Annotated in this window: 16 protein-coding genes and 1 pseudogene; 12 read left to right on the forward strand and 5 right to left on the reverse strand. The window is 60.0% G+C overall.

The window, feature by feature from the left end; translation table 11 throughout:
• Nucleotides 1-6 precede the first annotated feature (6 nt).
• The 3 genes from ISN74_RS06290 to uvrA are packed head-to-tail and all read right to left on the reverse strand — an operon-like array spanning nucleotide 7 to nucleotide 3,850.
• On the reverse strand, nucleotides 7-423 hold the full coding sequence (locus tag ISN74_RS06290) for a VOC family protein (RefSeq protein ID WP_188798432.1): 417 nt from the start codon (nucleotides 421-423) through the stop codon (nucleotides 7-9).
• Nucleotides 424-464: 41 nt separating this feature from the next.
• Nucleotides 465-905 carry an acyl-CoA thioesterase gene (locus ISN74_RS06295; protein WP_188798434.1) on the reverse strand — a complete coding sequence of 147 codons (441 nt, stop codon included), beginning with the start codon at nucleotides 903-905 and terminating at the stop codon, nucleotides 465-467.
• Nucleotides 902-3,850: an excinuclease ABC subunit UvrA gene (uvrA, locus tag ISN74_RS06300; protein ID WP_188798436.1), complete on the reverse strand. Its 2,949-nt coding sequence runs from the start codon at nucleotides 3,848-3,850 to the stop codon at nucleotides 902-904. The genes ISN74_RS06295 and uvrA overlap by 4 nt, the downstream gene beginning before the upstream one ends.
• A 240-nt stretch (nucleotides 3,851-4,090) precedes the next feature.
• On the opposite strand from uvrA, the gene ISN74_RS06305 reads away from it, so the two are divergent.
• The 7 genes from ISN74_RS06305 (at nucleotide 4,091) to ISN74_RS06330 (ending at nucleotide 9,169) form a co-directional block, all read left to right on the forward strand.
• Nucleotides 4,091-4,615 carry a DUF2059 domain-containing protein gene (locus ISN74_RS06305; RefSeq protein WP_188798438.1) on the forward strand — a complete coding sequence of 175 codons (525 nt, stop codon included), beginning with the start codon at nucleotides 4,091-4,093 and terminating at the stop codon, nucleotides 4,613-4,615.
• A 122-nt stretch (nucleotides 4,616-4,737) separates the two neighbouring features.
• Nucleotides 4,738-5,052 (forward strand): 50S ribosomal protein L21, encoded by a 315-nt coding sequence (gene rplU / locus ISN74_RS06310; protein ID WP_188798440.1) that lies wholly within the window; start codon nucleotides 4,738-4,740, stop codon nucleotides 5,050-5,052.
• Nucleotides 5,053-5,071: 19 nt separating this feature from the next.
• Complete coding sequence (gene rpmA, locus ISN74_RS06315) at nucleotides 5,072-5,329, forward strand: 50S ribosomal protein L27 (RefSeq protein ID WP_188798443.1); 258 nt, start codon at nucleotides 5,072-5,074, stop codon at nucleotides 5,327-5,329.
• Between the two features lie 229 nt (nucleotides 5,330-5,558).
• Nucleotides 5,559-6,626: an Obg family GTPase CgtA gene (gene cgtA, locus ISN74_RS06320; protein ID WP_188798445.1), complete on the forward strand. Its 1,068-nt coding sequence runs from the start codon at nucleotides 5,559-5,561 to the stop codon at nucleotides 6,624-6,626.
• Nucleotides 6,627-6,803: 177 nt separating this feature from the next.
• Nucleotides 6,804-8,273: a DUF3375 domain-containing protein gene (locus tag ISN74_RS06325; RefSeq protein ID WP_188798447.1), complete on the forward strand. Its 1,470-nt coding sequence runs from the start codon at nucleotides 6,804-6,806 to the stop codon at nucleotides 8,271-8,273.
• A 164-nt stretch (nucleotides 8,274-8,437) separates the two neighbouring features.
• Nucleotides 8,438-8,569: a hypothetical protein gene (locus tag ISN74_RS21220; RefSeq protein WP_275411500.1), complete on the forward strand. Its 132-nt coding sequence runs from the start codon at nucleotides 8,438-8,440 to the stop codon at nucleotides 8,567-8,569.
• A 129-nt stretch (nucleotides 8,570-8,698) separates the two neighbouring features.
• Nucleotides 8,699-9,169, forward strand: coding sequence for a hypothetical protein (locus tag ISN74_RS06330; RefSeq protein ID WP_188798449.1), 471 nt, complete (start codon nucleotides 8,699-8,701; stop codon nucleotides 9,167-9,169).
• Here the strand turns inward: ISN74_RS06330 and ISN74_RS06335 are convergent, their stop codons facing one another.
• Complete coding sequence (locus ISN74_RS06335) at nucleotides 9,170-10,825, reverse strand: MASE1 domain-containing protein (RefSeq protein WP_268235684.1); 1,656 nt, start codon at nucleotides 10,823-10,825, stop codon at nucleotides 9,170-9,172.
• A 489-nt stretch (nucleotides 10,826-11,314) separates the two neighbouring features.
• Here ISN74_RS06335 and ISN74_RS06340 point away from each other — a divergent pair, with 489 nt between their 5' ends.
• The 4 genes and pseudogenes from ISN74_RS06340 to ISN74_RS06355 all read left to right on the forward strand — a co-directional run bounded on the left by ISN74_RS06340 (nucleotide 11,315) and on the right by ISN74_RS06355 (nucleotide 17,303).
• The gene (locus ISN74_RS06340; protein ID WP_188798453.1) at nucleotides 11,315-11,989 is read left to right on the forward strand and encodes a DUF4194 domain-containing protein; all 675 of its coding nucleotides are present in this window, start codon (nucleotides 11,315-11,317) and stop codon (nucleotides 11,987-11,989) included.
• Nucleotides 11,979-15,398: pseudogene (locus ISN74_RS06345) on the forward strand (ATP-binding protein); the annotation flags it as partial. The gene ISN74_RS06340 and the pseudogene ISN74_RS06345, both read left to right, overlap by 11 nt.
• A 103-nt stretch (nucleotides 15,399-15,501) precedes the next feature.
• A complete protein-coding gene (locus ISN74_RS06350) occupies nucleotides 15,502-16,554 on the forward strand; it encodes a glycosylasparaginase (protein WP_188798457.1) in 1,053 nt (350 codons plus the stop codon).
• Entirely contained in the window at nucleotides 16,554-17,303 is a 750-nt protein-coding gene (locus tag ISN74_RS06355; protein ID WP_188798460.1) for a copper homeostasis protein CutC, read from the forward strand. Before ISN74_RS06350 ends, ISN74_RS06355 begins: the two co-directional genes overlap by 1 nt.
• A 183-nt stretch (nucleotides 17,304-17,486) precedes the next feature.
• On the opposite strand, the gene rpsT is transcribed toward ISN74_RS06355, so the two are convergent.
• On the reverse strand, nucleotides 17,487-17,750 hold the full coding sequence (gene rpsT, locus ISN74_RS06360) for a 30S ribosomal protein S20 (protein WP_188798462.1): 264 nt from the start codon (nucleotides 17,748-17,750) through the stop codon (nucleotides 17,487-17,489).
• A gap of 170 nt (nucleotides 17,751-17,920) precedes the next feature.
• Between rpsT and ISN74_RS06365 the strand changes: the two genes are divergently transcribed.
• The gene (locus tag ISN74_RS06365; RefSeq protein WP_188798464.1) at nucleotides 17,921-18,307 is read left to right on the forward strand and encodes a hypothetical protein; all 387 of its coding nucleotides are present in this window, start codon (nucleotides 17,921-17,923) and stop codon (nucleotides 18,305-18,307) included.
• Nucleotides 18,308-18,373 lie beyond the last annotated feature (66 nt).

The raw sequence follows: 18,373 nt of genomic DNA on the forward strand, positions 1-18,373 counted from the left end.
GCTTGGCTACTGCCCTTCCGGCCTTACGTTAACCATCCAAGGCACACCAAACTTGTCGACCAGCATGCCGAAGCCGTCGGTCCAGAAGGTCTTCTGGAAGGGCATGCCGATCTTTCCGCCTTGCGCCAGCGCGTTGAAGCACTTTTCGCCTGTTGCGACATCCGGCGCGGTCACCGAAAGGTTGAAGCCAGAGTGGGAGACTTTTTCATCGCTGCTGTCCGCCATCAGCACATGCGTTTTGCCGATGGCCAGCGTGGCATGAAGGATCTTGTCGGCCATGTGCGATGGCGTCGGATATGCCGAATCGTTTGGCGCATCCTTGTAGCGCATCTTCATCAGTTCGGTGGCACCAAGGGCGTCGATGTAGAACGCAATAGCCTCTTCACAGCGGCCGTCGAAGTAGAGATAGGGCTGAATTTCCATGGCGGTGATGTCTCCCATGTGCAGAAAGTCGGGATGTTCGCTTAGACGTTGACGGACGCAGCTGCGTCTTTGATCGGCTGGGGCAGCGATACGGATTTACCGCTGGCCGGATCCATCCACACCATCACGACATGCCCGTCGCAATAGAGCTTGTTCTTGTTGTCAGCATCAACAATGCGGTGTCCAACGGTCATCGAGCTGTTGCCCAGGCGTGTGCAGAACAGCTCCACATGCAACTGGGCAGGCCATTCGATCGGCAGGCGATAGTTGATTTGGCTGGCTGCCATCACCGGCATGGCATGATCAGTCATCCAAGGGCCTTTCAGGCTTTGCAGCCATTGCAGGCGCGACTCTTCCAGGAAGGTGAGATAGCTGGAGTTGTTGACGTGATTGAACGCGTCCAGATCGCGCCAGCGTACGCTGATCGAGGCGATATAAAGCGGCACGATCGCTTCGTTGGCATCGTTGGATAGTGTGGTCATGAGGCTACTTTGCGCTTTGGCTTGGCTTTGCTGTTGTTGGTTTCGACTTTGGGCCGCGTGGCTTTGACGGGTTTGAGATGAGAAGCCAAGAAACGGCCGGTGTGCGAACTAGGGGTGGCTGCCACCGTTTCCGGCGTGCCGGTGACCAGGATGCGGCCACCGCCGGACCCACCTTCAGGCCCGAGGTCGACGATCCAGTCGGCGGTCTTGATGACATCGAGGTTGTGCTCGATCACCACCACGGTATTGCCCTGATCCACCAGCTGATGCAGTACGTCGAGCAATTGCTCGATATCGTGGAAGTGCAGGCCGGTGGTGGGTTCGTCGAGGATGTAGAGCGTGCGCCCGGTTTCGCGTTTGGAGAGCTCCTTGGATAGCTTGACGCGTTGCGCTTCGCCACCCGATAGCGTGGTCGCGCTCTGGCCGAGCTTGATGTAATCCAGACCCACTGCGCGCAAGGTATCGAGCTTGCGCGCGATCACCGGCACGTTTTCGAACAATTTGGCGGCATCTTCCACTGTCATGCCGAGCACGTCGGCGATGGTGTGGCCTTTGTAGAGAATTTCCAGCGTTTCGCGGTTGTAACGCTTGCCGTGGCAGACGTCGCAAGGCACATATACGTCAGGCAGGAAGTGCATTTCCACCTTGATCATGCCGTCGCCTTCGCAGGCTTCGCAGCGGCCGCCGCGCACGTTGAAGCTGAAGCGGCCTGCTGTATAACCACGTGAGCGCGCTTCCGGCACCTGCGCGAACAGTTCGCGCAGCGGGGTGAACAGGCCGGTGTAGGTGGCTGGATTGGAACGCGGCGTGCGGCCGATGGGCGATTGGTCGATATCGACGACCTTGTCGAACAGATCCAGGCCTTCCACCGATTTGTACGGTGCCGCTTGCGTGCTGGAGCCATTCAATTCCGCGGCAGCCAGTGCGAACAGCGTGTCGTTGATCAGGGTGGATTTGCCCGAGCCGGACACACCCGTCACGCAGGTGAACAAGCCGGCTGGAATCGCCAGATCGACATTTTTCAGGTTGTTGCCGCTGGCGCCCTTGAGGTACAGCCAGGATTCCTTGTCGAGCTGTTCGCGACGCTCAGAGGGAACCTTGATTTCGCGCTTACCGGAAAGGTATTGGCCGGTCAGCGAGCGTGGTGCTGCAAGAATGTCTTTCAACGTGCCTTTGGCAACCACTTCACCGCCGTGCACACCTGCGCCCGGACCGATATCCAGGACGTAGTCGGCAGCGCGAATCGCGTCCTCGTCGTGCTCGACCACGATCACCGTATTGCCAAGATCGCGCAGGCGCGTCAGCGTGCCGAGCAGACGCTCGTTATCGCGTTGGTGCAGGCCGATGGATGGTTCGTCCAGCACGTACATCACGCCGACGAGACCGGCGCCGATCTGCGAGGCCAGACGGATGCGTTGCGCTTCACCACCCGACAGCGTGTCGGCTTGACGATCGAGCGTGAGGTAATTCAGGCCCACGTCGTTGAGAAAGCTCAGACGCTCGCGAATTTCCTTCACGATCTTCACAGCGATTTCGCCACGCCAGCCGGCGAGCTTGAGTTTCTCGAAGAAATCCAGCGCATCGTCGATCGAGCGCGACGTCAGCAGCGGCAAAGGCTGATCGGCGACAAACACGTTGCGTGCCGAACGATTCAGGCGCTGCCCACCGCAATCGGGGCAGGGATGGTCGCTGATGAATTTGGCCAGCTCTTCGCGCACGGCCGATGATTCGGTTTCTTTGTAGCGGCGCTCCAGATTCGGCAGGATGCCTTCGAAAGCATGCTCGCGCGTGACCTTGCCGCCGCGCTCGGTGAGATAGCGGAAGGCGATCTTCTCGTTACCGCTGCCGTACAGCACCGCCTGCTGCACCTTGTTCGGCAGTTTCTGCCACGGCGTGTCGACATCGAAGCCGTAGTGATTGGCCAGCGACAGGATCAACTGAAAGTAGTGGGCATTGCGCCGATCCCAGCCGCGCACCGCACCGCCAGCGAGTGAAAGCTCGGCATGACCAACCACACGCTCGGCCGAAAACACCTGGGTCACGCCCAAACCATCGCAAGTAGGGCAGGCGCCGACCGGCGAGTTGAACGAGAACAGTCGCGGTTCCAATTCCGGCAGCGAGTAATCGCAGACCGGGCACGAATAGCGCGAGGAAAACAATTGTTCGCTGGCTTTGGGGTCGGCTGCTCCTGCGCGTCCTGCGCCCGCGGCACTTGGGCTTCCCTGCCCGGCGTCCATGTCGACCACGATCACCAGCCCGTCGCCCAGGCGCAGCGCGGTCTCGAAAGATTCGGCCAGACGCTGCTTGATGTCGTCGCGCGGTCGGAAGCGATCGATCACTACTTCGATCGTGTGCTTCTGGCGCAAGGTAAGCGGCGGCACGGCATCCAGGTCATACACGATGCCGTCTACGCGGGCGCGCACGAAACCCTGCGCACGCAGTTGCTCGAACACCTGCACATGCTCGCCCTTGCGCTCACGGATCACCGGCGCCAGCAGCATGAAGCGCTTTTCGGGATCCAGCGCCAGCGTGGTGTCGACCATCTGGCTGACCGTCTGCGCTTCCAGCGGGATGCCATGGTCCGGACAGCGTGGCGTGCCGACGCGCGCGTACAGCAGACGCAGATAGTCGTAGACCTCGGTAATGGTGCCCACGGTCGAACGCGGATTGTGCGAGGTGGATTTCTGCTCAATCGAGATGGCCGGTGACAGGCCCTCGATATGGTCGACATCCGGCTTTTCCATCATGGACAGGAATTGCCGCGCATAGGCCGACAGCGACTCCACGTAGCGGCGCTGTCCCTCGGCATAAATGGTGTCGAACGCCAGCGAGGATTTGCCCGAGCCGGACAGGCCCGTAATTACGATCAGCCGGTCGCGGGGCAGGTCCAGATCGATGTTTTTGAGGTTGTGCGTGCGTGCGCCGCGAATACGTATGGTGTCCATGACGCGTCGATATGGGGGAATCAGTCACTATACCAAGCTGGTCAAACCAGCCCCCTCCATACCCGCAAAAACCTGCTGACAACGTTATGTCAGCAGGCGCGTTCTTGAAGGCTTGTCCGTGGCGCTTGCAAGGTTGACGGGTGGATATCTACAACAGACACATGGATCTAGGCAGCGGCAGGGCAGGCGAATATGCTCGACCGTTATTTTCCCGGTTTCCCGTACAGCGGAGGGTGTGACATGACGGTTGGCAAATGGGCTTGGGGTGTGGGCATGTGCTTGGTGCTGGTGGCTGGTCCCGCCCTGGCGGCCCAGCCGAGCGAAGCGCAGGTGCGGGAGCTGATGCAGGTGATGGACGTGCCTGGCCAGTTCGCCACCATGAACAACCAGATGGCTGCCATGATGAGTCAGCAGCTACCTTGCGTAGATGCCACCTTCTGGCAGACCTATATCGACAAGAATGGGCAGGAGCAGCTGACCAAGGCCATGATCCCGGCCTACCAGCACCACTTCACCTCCGATGAGGTCGATGGGCTGATCAAGTTCTACAAGTCCTCCCTGGGCCAGAAACTGGTGTCCCAGATGCCCGCCACCATGGCCGAAGCGGCCCAGGCCGGGCAGCAGTGGGGGCGTCAGCGCACCTCGGACATGTTCTCGGAGCTGCAGAAAGAGGGCAAATTGGACGCCCAGGGCCGTTGCCCAGGTACAGCCGGGTCCGATAACGGCGGCAGCGCGCCGACCCAGGGCAGCGATTCGGGCCACTGACCCCCCTCCGTCGACTGGTTAGTTGTTGACCAGCAAGCCCTTTCGTCGTTAAAATCCTCAGTTCGCTACGGCCGAATCGGTCGTGGCGAACCCAAGAGAATAACGACAGAAGGGCTATTCCCATGAGTTATGCAGTCATCAAGACCGGTGGCAAGCAATACCGCGTCCAGCAGGGCGATGTCCTGCGCGTGGAGTTGCTGAACGCCGAAGAAGGCGCCAGCGTGAAGTTCGACCAAGTGCTGCTGGTCGGCTCCGGTGAGACGATCACCGTCGGCGCTCCGATCGTGGACGGCGCCATCGTCACCGCCACCGTGCGCAAGCATGGCCGCGCCGACAAGGTCCGCATCATCAAGTTCCGCCGCCGCAAGCACCACAAGAAGCAGCAGGGACATCGTCAGCATTTCACCGAAGTCGAGATCACGGGCATCAACGCCTGATCAGCCGGAGTAGAGAGTCATGGCACATAAAAAAGGCGTAGGTTCATCCCGCAACGGTCGCGATTCGAACCCGAAATACCTCGGCGTGAAGATCTATGGTGGCCAGGCCATTGAGGCCGGCAACATCATCGTGCGTCAGCGCGGCACCAAGTTCCATGCCGGCACTGGCGTGGGTCTGGGTCGTGACCACACCCTGTTCGCGCTGGTCGACGGTACCGTCGAGTTCAAGACCCGCGGCGAGAACAATCGCAAGTACGTCAACGTCGTCAAGGGCTGATCGCCCCCGATGTTGCAGCGAAGGCCCCGCTTCGGCGGGGCTTTTGTTTTATGGCAGGAATCGTCAAAGATCAAAGCCAATTCCTGGCCCATGGCATGGCCGTCATTCCCTCGAAAGAGGGAATCCATCTTGCTCTTGAGCAGATGAAGTGAATTCCCGCTTTCGCGGGAATGACGCCTGTAAGGGTACGATTCCCCATTCCTGATTCCCCATTCCCGGCAGCCAGCTCATGAAATTCGTCGACGAAGCGATCATCAAAGTCCTGGCCGGAGACGGCGGCAATGGCTGCATCAGCTTCCGCCGCGAGAAATTCATCCCCTTCGGCGGTCCCGATGGCGGCGATGGCGGCCACGGCGGTTCGGTCTGGCTGGTCGCGGACGAGGGCCTGAATACCTTGGTCGACTTCCGCCATCAGCGCAGCTTCAAAGCGCAGCGTGGCCAGAACGGCATGGGCAGCGACATGTATGGCAAGGGCGGCGAGGACACCGTCATCCGCGTGCCCGTCGGTACGGTCGTTACCAACGTCGACACGGACGAAATCATCGGTGACCTCACTGCACACGGCCAGCGCCTGCTGGTGGCTCAGGGCGGCAAGGGCGGCCTGGGCAATATCCACTTCAAGAGTTCGGTGAACCGAGCGCCACGCAAATCGACGCCCGGTACGCCGGGTGAAGTGCGCGAACTGAAGCTGGAGCTGAAACTGCTCGCCGACGTGGGCTTGCTGGGTTTCCCCAATGCAGGCAAGTCCACGTTCATCCGCGCCGTGTCCGCGGCGACGCCGCGCGTGGCGGATTATCCGTTCACCACACTGCATCCTGGCCTTGGCGTGGTCAGCCTCGGCGCTGATCAGAGCTTTGTGATTGCCGACATTCCCGGCCTGATCGAAGGGGCTGCGGAAGGTGCCGGCCTGGGCATCCAGTTCCTGCGCCACGTCGCGCGCACGCGCTTGCTGCTGCACTTGGTCGATATCGCGCCGATCGACGGTTCCGACGTGGTTGAGCAGGTACACGCTATCGAGCATGAACTAGAGAAGTTCGATCCCGAACTCATGCAGCGTCCGCGCTGGCTGGTGCTGAATAAAGAAGACGTGCTGCCCGAGGACGAACGTCAAGCGGTGGCCGAAGACATCATCAAGCGCCTCGGCTGGACTCAGCCGTGGTTCCTCGTCTCGGCCATTGCGCGCGAGAACACAATGGCCGTCTGCCAGGCGGCGCAGCGCTTCTTTGAGGCGCAGCGCGAAGTACGCGAAGGCCGCACTGACATGCTGCCAGGCGATGTGCGGCTGCGCGGAGAGTGACCTGGCTCCCTCTCCCCTTCAAGGAGAGGGTTGGGGTGAGGAGCCGGCCTTGCGATAAAGGTTACAGATGCCGCCTTTGAAAAAGCAGCAAAAAATAAGCGTGATGATGATGGAGTTCAGGGCCAGCGTGAACCCTCACCCCAGTCCCCTTCCCAGAGGGGAATGGGAGAAAAGACGATGAAGCTCCAGGCGCGCATCTCCGCCTACCATCGGCTGCGAGACGAAGCGCTATGGCGCCTGCTTGCCGCCGACCATGCGCCCGAAATCATCGGCTTGCTGCAAACCTTGCTGATGGATGATGAGCGCAAGCTCAGCGCATCCATCCTGTTCGAACGCCTGCAGCATCACCTTGATGCGATCAACGCCTCCGACCTGCCGCGTGAGCTGCCGCGCACCGCGCAAGCCTATGTTGCCGATTGGCTGGCCAGAGGCTTTCTGGAGCGTCGCTTGCCCGAAGGCGCCAGCGAAGAAGAGTACGAACTCTCCGCGCACGCCGCGCAGGCTATCCGTTTCGTCAGCAGTCTGGATACGCCGCGTATGGCGGCTACTGAAAGCCGTTTGTCGCTGGTGATCCAGCAGCTTGCACACCTGGCTGAGCAGACCGAAACCGATCCCACCGCGCGCCTGAGTGCGCTGTATGCGGAGCGTGATTGTCTGGATGCGGAAATCGCAAGAGTCAGCACCGGCAAGGTGGCGGCGATCGATGGCAAGCGCGCGCTGGAACGCACGCGTGAAATCATTCGGCTGGCCGACGAGCTGGCCGAAGACTTCCGTCGTGTTCGCGATGATTTCGAACAGCTCAACCGCGAATTCCGCGAACGCATCATCGACGACGAAGGTGAGCGTGGCGACATTCTCGACAAGTTGTTCGAAGGCGTGGACCTGATCGGTGACAGTGAGGCCGGGCGAAGCTTCAACGCCTTCTGGAGCTTGCTCAACGATATCGAACAGAGCGCACAGCTCGATGCTGCATTGGAAACCGTGTTGTCGCGTAACTTTGCACGTAAGCTGCAGCGCCACGAACGACAATTTCTACGTGGCATGACCGGCGTGATGCTGGAACGCGGCAGTCACGTGCACGACGTCATGCAGAATTTCGCACGTAGCCTTCGTGGCTTCGTGCAGAGTCGCGGCTATCTGGAGCAGCGCCGCCTTAACCAACTGCTCAAGCAGGCGCAGGCCGAGGCGCTGCAATTACGCGACTCGGTGCAGGTGCGTCAGCGCACGCCGTATACGTTGCAACTGACCACCAGCCGGCTGCGTTCGTTGTCGCAATGGCGTTTGCACGATCCGCGTCAGGCTCGCGTGGATGGCAGCGTCGCGCGCAGCGATGGCGCTGCGATTTCGCTCGATAGCGTGGGCGAACTGGTGGCGCAGTCAGAAATTAATTACCGCGGCTTACGCCGCGATCTGCATGAACTGCTGGCCAAACACGACCAGCTTTCGATTGGCGCCGTACTCGCGCAGCGTCCGGCAGAGCAGGGCCTGGGCAGCATCATCGGTTACCTTTCGCTGGCGACACGACATGGCGTAATCGCCGATGGCGAGCAGGAAACCATCAGCTGGCGCGGCAACGACGGCAGCGATCGCCATGCCCGTATTCCTCTCGTGTGGTTCGTAAAAGCAAAGCGGCATGAATTTGCGTAGCTGAGCCAAGCTCTGCTGGACCGCTTGAGTTTGAGAACGATGAGCGCATGGCGGAATAAATCAGGTCGGCGCAGGGTAGAGCGACGGCCTGCATCAAGGATTATCCGGATATTCGTCCTATTTTTGGCCGATTGCCTATGCGTGCGTTGAGCATTCGGTTCAGCGTGGCCAATCGTTATGGCTCGCCTTCGGGCAGTGGCGAAGGGATGATTATCAGCGATATGCCGCAAGTTACGGGCGACTTATTTGATTTAGATCGAGGCCAAAATTTTTATAATAATGTCAACGAGATGTGAAACGAATTAGTGTGCAATTTCTCTCCTGAATAAGCGTGGATAGCCGTGCATAAAATGCTCTCTTTTCGTACATTTCCCCTGTTACATTTTGTCTACCGGTAAGTCACTTACCACCACCAGGGGAAACCCATGTCCCGTACTCAAGGAAGTCTTGTTCGTAACGCTGTATTAGTCGGTTTTATTGCTTTGGGTTTGACGTCCACGGCCATCGCACAGACTGCGTCACCCGCTACGGGCCTGGGAGCGTCCTGGCCGAATGCGGCAGACGTGAGCGCTGCATCGAATTGGCACGTCTACGTATTCCGCTTGCATGGCATCAAGTATGTGCAGATCAACGATCTAGGCGGCACCGTTCATGCGGCCATCGGTACGGCCAATGGGACCACGATCGTGCTGCCTGTCGGTGTCGATGCGCAGAACGTTACGACGACAGCCACAGCGGCATCATCGACGGCTCAGGTCGTGTATCACGATGCAAGCACGACCATCACCGCCACGCCACAAAGCAGTGGTGCGACGACATTCGCGGTGAAAAACGCGACGCAGTCCTGCCCCGAGGCTGATTGCTCGGGCAGCAACGTCATTCAGAATATTCCCTGATTAGCGCACCCATAGGCGCACACTTGCAGAGGCACGCTCGTGCCTCTGTTCCTTTTGCTTGGGGTCATGCAGCAGCATCGTCACGCGCGTACGACCTTGCACATTGCGTTGGTGCAGCTCTCCATCGAACAGGCGCACATGACTTCGCAACTCATCCATCTCGAAGCCCATCGCGCCCAGCTTGGTAGCGAGACGACGTCGATCAGCCGCTGCTTGGATGGCGCGAACGACACTGGACTCGTTTGTGGCATCTTCGACCGCAACAAATACCCAGCGCGAACCATTGGTTTCGCCACCACGCACGGTCAGACGCACACTTGAGCAGGCTACACGGGAGGCGACATAAACCACCGCCTCACATGCCGCACGGTATGCAGCTGCCAGCACGGCCGATTGCATGCGCGTGAAACCCCGGCCTTTGATGCTGCAATCATAGGCAATGCCCGCCTCACCCAATGCCTGGCCTATCGTTTCTTGCAACGCGGCGGGTAGCCCGCGTTCGCGCCATGCTAGTGGGTGCAAGCTCTCGGCAAGCCGATATACCTGGTCCTGAGCGGTAAGCGCCTGCTTGTAGTAGCTCTCGTTTTCAATGTGTGGGTGGATGCGGCGCATATTCTGAAGCAGTCGCCCGAACGTAACGTGCAACGTCCCGGCCACATATTCCAATGACTGCGCCGTGTGCCGCATGCGTTGTTCACCCTGCAGGTAGCTTTGCCGAGCCTGCTCCCTGGTGATCTGGGATTCGTCCAAATGAGTTCGCCCTTCCATCGATTGCGAACTGATACGTGCGCCGAGGGCATACAAGCTAGTGAGCGAAAGCGCTAAAAACAGTTCGGTTTGCACGACTGCAAGGTTAGCGTTCTGAGACTCGCTAGGCAGCACGAGCACAGCACAGACGATGGCAATGGTGCTGCCGAATGCGGTTGCTCGCCAACCATGCCGCAATGTGATCCAGACGACAGGTAGAAACATCATCATCACGGTCAGCTGCAGGTCGTCGGAGTTATGACGATGGCTCACCATGGCAAGCAACGCAGTGGCGGGAAGCATAATCGTCATGCCTTCAAGCAGCAGACGGCTTTCCAGTGCATGCTTCAGCTTTTCTCGAAATTGGCCTGCGCGGTACTCAAAAACTACAATCAGAACCCAAGGCACGATGGCGAGCATGGCGAAGTAAAAGCCGATGAAATACGCAATCGCGAGCGTTGGTGTAGGAGCCAGGTTGCCAGGCTTGCCATAAGCAAGAGTGATGGCGGTCATGGCAGACGCAGCGTAGGTAAGCGCTGACGCTAAGACGCAAGCGAGCAGCGCCTTGATGTTGACCATGTTCGTGGCCGGAAAGATGGCAAAACGCTCACGGCAGATCCATGCAATGGGCATGACGAAAGCAATGGGGGGAATGGCGCGCCACGCGACCCACATCGCGCCAAACTGATCGAGGCATGGGTACACCACGAGGAAGTTAGGCACGGCGTCGGCAATAAGAACCGCGAGCCAGTAGCGATAAGGCAGGAAAAGCAGCAGCGCTAAGCGCAAGGCCACGACAATTGAAAACTGCGTATGAGAGAACGGGTGAGCCGCCTCATAGACAAGCACGTATGCGACAGCGACGGCGATCTGTTTCAGCCACTCGCTTCTTAACCACCCGTTTCCCATACTCCGTGCCCCTTACGCGAAATGTGGTGATGCTTTTGTATCCCCGAATCGACGCGTGGAATGTCGACTATTCTGCCAATTCTTGTGTGGCTGCTGTGAAATCGCCGTGTAACTCGACGGCTCTTTAAAAAGTGCGGCAGGTTGTCGCACCTTCCTGTGCTCGATGTCACGTATAGGCAGCCAAGGCCTCCATGCGGGTAACCCTCTTGCGCTTTGGCACGCGACTTGCTCATGATTTTCCTGCCGGGAAGTCCAGGCGCCGCGGGTGCTAGCCCCGCATCAAGGATGACCGACGCCCGACCGCCGCCCCTCTATCGGGGGCGGCGTTTTAATTTATGGGGTGGCTATCGGTATGCTTGTGCGTTTGCATACCCCGCGATGCCGCGTGATGCCCTCCATTTGCGGGAGTAAGCGCTACGGCCAAGCGTGTGACTGACAAGAAAATCAATAAGTTATGCCACATATGCTGCGAATGAAAAGAGAAGTGACATGAATTTGCTTGAGGACGACACCGCTCTGGTCGAGGCCGTTGCGGAGAAGCCCAAAGGCGGCACCGCGCTGTTCGATGGCGACAGCGGCAGCCTGCCGCTGGATGCGCGCCGCGCTTTGTGCCTGCTGCTGGCCGGGCCGAGCCTGGACGCGGGTCGCTACAGTCAGCTGTGGACGGCCCTGTTGCGCCACGAAGCGGCACTGCGTTCACGCTTGTGCGACCTGTTCCTGGAACTGGTGATCGACCGCGAAGGCGGCGTGGCCTTTACACGCCAGTTTGATACGGGCGAACTGGATACGCCGGTGCTGTTGCGCACCTCGCCGCTGACGTTTATCGATTCGGTGTTGTTGCTGTATTTGCGTCAGCAGCTGGCCGAGGCCGAGGCGCATGGCCATCGCGCCGTGGTGGAAGAAGCTTCGCTGGTGGATGCGCTGTCCGTCTACGAGAAAAGCGTATCCACCGACCGCGCCGGTTTTGCGAAGCGCGTTGCCGGCGCGATCACCAAGATGAAAGACAACCACGTGCTGGACAAGCTGCGCGGCAGTGACGATCGCTACGAAGTATCACCTGCGCTGAAGTTGCTGTTCTCGGCAGAAGATGTACAGGCGTTGGCGCAGGCCTATCGTGAGCTGCGCGAGGCGGATGAAGGCCAGGAGAAGCCGGATGGCGAATGAGAAAGGTGCGCCGCGCAAGGCGCGTAGCAAGGCTGTGAAGGCGGCACGCCCGGTGGCCCCGTCGCTGTTCCTCTCCGATCTGCCTGATCCGCGCGACGAGCAGTTCCGCATGCGTCGCTTGCAGGTATTCAATTGGGGCACCTTCAGTGGCTTGGTCGAAGTACCGATTGCCGAGCGTGGCTTTCTGTTTGTCGGACGGTCCGGCTCGGGCAAATCCACCTTGCTGGATGCGATGTCGGCTGTGCTGGTGCCGCCCAACCTGGTCGATTTCAACGCCGCAGCGCGCGAAGCTGAGCGCAGCGGGCGCGATCGAAGCCTGGTCTCTTATGTGCGTGGCGCATGGGCGGACCAGCACGACAGTGATTCGGGCGAGATCGCCACGCAATACCTGCGCAAGGGCGCGACGTGGTCGGCGCTGGTGCTTGAATACCGCAATGCGATGGGTGCCACGGTCAGCCTGATTCGCCTGTTCTGGATAAGCGGCAACGGTTCCTCGGCCGCCGACATACAGAAGCATTACATGGTCGCCGAGCGCGCCTTCGATGTCGCTACGGAGTTGCAGGGTTTTGATCTTGATCGTCGCCGGCTCAAAACCCGCCTTGGTGAAGACGTGCATCATTTCGATACGTTTGCCGCATACGCCGAGCGCTTTCGCCGTTTGCTGGGCATCCAGAACGAGATGGCGCTGAAGTTGCTGCACAAAACGCAGTCGGCCAAGAATCTGGGTGATCTCAACCAATTCCTGCGCGGCTTCATGCTGGACGAGCCAGAGACCTTCGGAGCTGCGGAGCGGCTCGTTGCTGATTTCGGTGAACTGGATGCCGCACACAAGGCTGTCGTCATTGCCCGTGAGCAGGTCGATACCTTGGTGCCAGCGCGCGATTCATACGAAGGTTTGCTGCAATTGCGGCGTGCCACCAGCGAACTGAAAGAATTGCAGCAGGGCGTCGATCTCTATCGTGAACAACGCCGCTTGGCGTTGCTGGATGCGCGGCTTGCCGAACTGCAGGTACAGGATCAGGCGTTGACAGGCGAACTGGCGCAGCGCCGTCAATCGCTGGATAACCATGACCAGAAGCTCGCCGACTTGGAACATCAGCGGCGCGAACAGGGCGGCGATGCGATCGACCAATTGGAGCGAGAGCAAGAGCAGGTCAGCCGCGAGCGCGACGAACGGCTGCGCCGTCGCAACAAGATCGAGCGGGCGTGTCGTGAACTTGGTTGGACCATTCCTGGCACGGCACATGGTTTTGCCGAATTGGTGGGGCAAGCGCGTGAGCTGATCGATGGTGCGCGTGGTCGCGCTGTGGCACTGGAAGAACGCATGGACACGCTTAAGCGCGAGCGCGACCAGTCTGCTCGGCGTTTCGGCGAAGTGCGCTCGGAAATCGAGGCCTTGCAGCGCAACCCATCCAGTATCCCTGCGCCGACACAGGCCGTGCGTGCGCGGTTGTGTCAGGAGCTTGGACTCTCCGAAAACACACTGCCTTTCGTGGGTGAGCTGCTGCAGGTGAAACCCGAGCATGCGGCTTGGCGCGGGGCGATCGAGCGCGTAATGCATGGTTTTGCGCTCGCCTTGCTGGTCGACGAGAAGCACTACAGTGAAGTGTCCGCTTGGGTTAACAAGACTCATCTTGGCAGCAAGCTGGTGTATTACCGCGTGGGACGCGGCGAGGTACTCAACACGCGCAAGCTGGATTCGCGTTCGATGCTGCATCGGCTGGAGCTGCGTGATCACGCGCATCGCGAATGGCTCTCCGCCGAGCTGGCACGCCGCTTCGACTACACCTGCGCGGATTCCGCTGCGGCGCTGAAGCAGGCTGACCGCGCCATTACGCGCGAAGGCCAGGTAAAGCATCCAGGCGATCGCTACGAAAAGGACGACCGCCGTGCGGTAGACGATCGCAGGCACTGGGTGCTGGGCTTCGATAACCGCGACAAACTGACCGTCTTTGAAAAGGAAGGTCAACAACTGGCGCAAGCGATTGCCACATCCGATGAAGCCTTGAAGACCTTGCGCGACGACAATGCGCGCGAGGGCGACCGTCGTGTGCTTGCCAGCGCCTTGGCGGCCACCGAATGGGAAGAGATCGACGTCGCGCCCAAGTTGCACCGCCTGGGTGATATCGAAGCGCAGCTCAAGCAACTGCGCGAAGGTGACGCAACGTTGCTGGAGATCACCCAGCGCCTGGATAACGAACGCGAATTGCGGCGTCGTGCACAGGCAGCCTTTGAAGATGCTGCCGGTGAGCGCAATGCACTGCAACGCGAACGAAGCAACCTTACCGAGAAGCGGGAGGCGTGCAAGCAGAAGGCATCGCTCGCGACGTTGACGCCGCTACAGGCCCGTGGTCTGCCGGAGCGTTTGCCGGCACATCCACCGCTATCGCTGGATAACCTTGCCGATCACTTCCGTGTACTGGAACGTGGACTCAACGAGGCGCTCAGCAACCAGATCGATGATGATAATCGTCTGGCACAGCAGACGGAAGAATGTTTCCGCAGTTTTTGCCGCCGTTGGCCGCAGGACAGCGCCGATTTCACGCCCAATCTCGATTCAGCCGAAGGCTTCCTGGCCCGTCTGCGCCGCCTGGAGCTGGACGGTCTGCCCAAGCACGAGGCGCGCTTCTTCGAACTCCTGCAGAGCCAGAGCAAGCAGAATCTGCTGGTGTTGCAAAAACACATGATCGAGGCGCGCAAATCGATCGGCCAGCGCATGGAAGAGGTTAACGAAAGCCTGGAACGTGTGCCGTTCAACCGTGGCACCTTGCTGCAGATCGAGCTGACCGACCGCGGCCTGGCGGAAGTGAAGGAATTCCAGCTGCAACTGCGTGATGTGCTGTCGCATAGCCAGACCGAAGACCGTGCATTGGCCGAAGCGCAATTCAGCGTGTTGCGCCAGTTGGTGGCGAAGCTGGCGGCGGACGATCCGGAGCACAAGCGCTGGCGCGAGCAGGTGCTGGACGTGCGTCAGCATGTCGAGTTTGTTGGCGTGGAGGTGGAGGTCGGAACGCGTCGTCAGGTTGAGGTCTATCGCAGCGGCGCAGGCAAGTCGGGTGGGCAGCGGCAAAAACTTGCCACCACCTGCCTCGCTGCAGCCTTGCGTTATCAGCTTGGCGGCGACGATGGTCATCTGCCGCGTTACGCCGCTGTTGTGCTCGATGAGGCCTTCGACAAGGCCGACAACGAATTCACCGCGCTGGCGATGAATATTTTCGAGAATTTCGGTTTCCAGATGGTGGTGGCGACGCCGCTCAAGTCCGTGATGACGCTGGAGCCTTTCATCGGCGGCGCATGCTTCGTCGATATCACTGGCCGCCACGATTCGGGTGTGCTGCTGATCGAATACGACCAGGCCGAACGACGCTTGGCGTTGCCCGAGCGTGTGCGTGAAGCCGAAGCCGTGGTTTGACCCGCAGCGTGGATGACCTATGGCATAAGACGGCCTCTGTGGGACAGGAATCACGCATCATGTTTGTCCTGCAGGCCTTCACCGATACAGAGAGAACCTGATGAACAACCGCCGCGACTTCCTGAAAACCTCACTACTGGCTACGTCTGCGCTGGCATTGCCACGCCTTTCGCAAGCAGCTGTCGCGTTATCCGGCACGGTGCCGGGCGGGGTAGGGGCGCGCGTGGTATCCACCTGGGATTTCGGCATACCGGCTAACCAGGCAGCGTGGACGGTGCTGGGCAAGGGTGGCAAGCCGTTGGATGCTGTCGAAACCGGTGTGCTGGTGCCCGAGGCCGATCTCCACAACCACAGTGTCGGCCGCGCAGGTTATCCGGATCGCGACGGCAAGGTCACGTTGGACGCCAGCATCATGGATGGCGATGGCCGCTGTGGCGCGGTCGCAGCGCTGGAGCATATTGCTCATCCGATCAAGGTGGCGCGCAAGGTGATGGAAGACACACCGCATGTGCTGCTGGTGGGTGACGGCGCCCTGGAGTTTGCGCTGCAGGAAGGCTTCACCAAGGAAGATCTGTTGACGCCGGAATCGGCCAAGGCGTGGCATGAGTGGCTCAAGCAAGCCAAGTACACGCCGGTCGCCAACAGCGAAAACATCGACTATCACCGTAGCTTGCAGAGCCTCGGCATGCCGGGCGGCAAGAACAATCACGACACCATCGGCATGCTGGCCGTGGATGCCAACGGTCATCTCGCCGGCGCTTGCACCACCAGCGGCATGGCATGGAAGTTACACGGCCGTGTGGGTGATAGCCCTCTTATCGGCGCGGGTCTTTACGTCGACAACGAAGTCGGCGGCGCGACATCCACTGGCGTGGGCGAGGAAGTCATCCGCAATGCGGGCAGCTTCCTGGTGGTCGAGCTGATGCGCCAGGGACGTAGCCCGCAGGAGGCTTGCGAAGAAGCCGTGCGCCGCATCGTGAAGAAAAGGCCGGAAGCCACCAAGGACATGCAGGTCGGATTTCTGGCTCTGCGCCGCGATGGCGAATGCGGCGCATTCGCCATCCAGAAGGGCTTCACCTATGCCGTATGCGATGCGAAGCAGCAGGATCGACTGGTCGCTTCGCCCAGCCTTTACCAGACGACTTACACCTGATGCCGCACAACTACTTGCTTGAAATTGCCGCCGGTTCGCTGGCTTCGGCGCTGGCGGCGCAGGAAGGCGGCGCCGATCGCGTCGAGCTTTGCAGCAGCTTGGCCGAAGGCGGCATCACGCCGTCGTACGGCATGCTGGCCGTGGTGCGCGATCGCGTGCGTATTCCGGTGTATGTGCTGATCCGGCCGCGCGGTGGCGATTTTCTTTATGACGACGCCGAATTCGAGATCATGCGACGCGATGTCGAAACCTGCGCACAACTTGGCTTCGATGGCGTGGTCATTGGTGCGCTGGACGCGGATGGCGTAGTCGACCCTCGTTGCCGCGAACTGGTTTCCGCAGCGGGCAAGCTAGGCGTGACCTTTCATCGCGCCATGGATGCGAGCTCAGACCTGTCGCGAACCCTGGAAGACGTCGTCGCACTCGGTTGCGAGCGTGTGCTGACCTCGGGTGGCTTCGCCAATGCCCTGGCCGGTGCCGCCGCGATTGCCAGTCTCGTCGAACAGTCGGCCGGACGCATTGCGATCATGGCTGGTGCGGGCATTCGCTCACAGAATCTGGCTGAGGTGGCCACGCTTACTCGTGCGCATGAGCTTCACGGTTCGGCGCGTGCGCTGCATCGGTCTGCGATGCGCTATCTCAATCCGGCCTTGAAGGATCTGCCGCCGGATACGGAGCGGACCAGTGTGGATGAGGTACGGGCTATGAAGCATGAGCTAGCCGTGTTAGCCCTCTCCCGCAAGGCATAGATATCTATTGCCTGTCCCACTGGGACTAGTACCTTCGGGTTGCAGGAATGTTGGGGGAGGGAAGCAGCGCACGAAAAAGCCGGCGTTTCCGCCGGCCTCCCACTCCTCTTGGGAGTGGGAATTCAGGCACGAAAAAGCCGGCGTTTCCGCCGGCTTTTCCACCAACCCAATGCTAGCTAGGCCTTAGGCCAGCTCGCGAATCTTCGTGTTGAGGCGGCTCTTATGGCGAGCAGCCTTGTTCTTGTGGATCAGGCCGCGAGCGGCATAGCGATCCATCACCGGCTGGGCAGCGGCGAAAGCGGCCACGGCGCCGGCCTTGTCCTTGGCTTCGATAGCCTTGACGACCTTACGGAGGGCGCTGCGCACCATGGAACGGGCGCTGACGTTGCGCAGGCGGCGCTGCTCGGACTGGCGCGCACGCTTCTTCGCGGACTTGATGTTGGCCAAGATAGAACTCCGGAATGAAATAGCTGGGGTTGGAAAAAGGCGGTAATTATGTCGGTAATTTGCCGATGGGTCAAGCGCTTGGGCCGTTTGGCCAGGCCATAGCGGGCCATTTTCGCCTATCTGGCTCAGAAAAGCTGAAAATTATCGGGTCCAGGCAGCGGGGTAGCGCCATGGCGAGCTTTGGAGGCTTGCGAAAACTGTTGATGGTCCACGGCGTGGTGACGCTCGCTGCCGCCATTGTACTTGCCTTCTCTCCGGGCCTGATACCGAGGGTGGCCGGGGTGCAACTGGCGCCGCAGGCCTACCTTCTCGCCTATTTGCTGGCCGGTGCCGAATTCGGTATCGCGTTTCTATCTTTCGGCGGCAGCCAGCTCACCGATCCTAGGGCGCTGCGCCTGATTGCGGGCACCTGTATTGTTTTCCACGCGGCGTCCGCGCTGCTTGAGAGTTATGCGGCCTATCGGGAATCGGGAAACCACGTTCTTGCCGCCAATGTCGTCGCGCGTGTGGTCATCATTGCGCTGTTTGCTTTTTTCTCTCGACGAACGGCCAAATGACTCTTCGGTTGCATCGCTGCGTGCGACTGTCAGAATTCAGCCTTTGCCAACAACGGCATCAGGCGT

The sequence above is a fragment of the Dyella caseinilytica genome, assembly GCF_016865235.1.
Classification (GTDB): domain Bacteria; phylum Pseudomonadota; class Gammaproteobacteria; order Xanthomonadales; family Rhodanobacteraceae; genus Dyella_B; species Dyella_B caseinilytica.

Coding starts and splice junctions, on each gene's coding strand:
- rpmA (WP_188798443.1), top strand. CDS start 5,072: ATGGCACATAAAAAAGGCGTAGGTTCATCCCGCAACGGTCGCGATTCG.
- ISN74_RS06305 (WP_188798438.1), top strand. CDS start 4,091: ATGACGGTTGGCAAATGGGCTTGGGGTGTGGGCATGTGCTTGGTGCTG.
- ISN74_RS06340 (WP_188798453.1), top strand. CDS start 11,315: ATGAATTTGCTTGAGGACGACACCGCTCTGGTCGAGGCCGTTGCGGAG.
- rplU (WP_188798440.1), top strand. CDS start 4,738: ATGAGTTATGCAGTCATCAAGACCGGTGGCAAGCAATACCGCGTCCAG.
- ISN74_RS06295 (WP_188798434.1), bottom strand. CDS start 905: ATGACCACACTATCCAACGATGCCAACGAAGCGATCGTGCCGCTTTAT.
- ISN74_RS06355 (WP_188798460.1), top strand. CDS start 16,554: ATGCCGCACAACTACTTGCTTGAAATTGCCGCCGGTTCGCTGGCTTCG.
- ISN74_RS06350 (WP_188798457.1), top strand. CDS start 15,502: ATGAACAACCGCCGCGACTTCCTGAAAACCTCACTACTGGCTACGTCT.
- cgtA (WP_188798445.1), top strand. CDS start 5,559: ATGAAATTCGTCGACGAAGCGATCATCAAAGTCCTGGCCGGAGACGGC.
- uvrA (WP_188798436.1), bottom strand. CDS start 3,850: ATGGACACCATACGTATTCGCGGCGCACGCACGCACAACCTCAAAAAC.
- ISN74_RS06325 (WP_188798447.1), top strand. CDS start 6,804: ATGAAGCTCCAGGCGCGCATCTCCGCCTACCATCGGCTGCGAGACGAA.
- ISN74_RS06365 (WP_188798464.1), top strand. CDS start 17,921: ATGGCGAGCTTTGGAGGCTTGCGAAAACTGTTGATGGTCCACGGCGTG.
- ISN74_RS06290 (WP_188798432.1), bottom strand. CDS start 423: ATGGAAATTCAGCCCTATCTCTACTTCGACGGCCGCTGTGAAGAGGCT.
- ISN74_RS06335 (WP_268235684.1), bottom strand. CDS start 10,825: ATGGGAAACGGGTGGTTAAGAAGCGAGTGGCTGAAACAGATCGCCGTC.
- ISN74_RS06330 (WP_188798449.1), top strand. CDS start 8,699: ATGTCCCGTACTCAAGGAAGTCTTGTTCGTAACGCTGTATTAGTCGGT.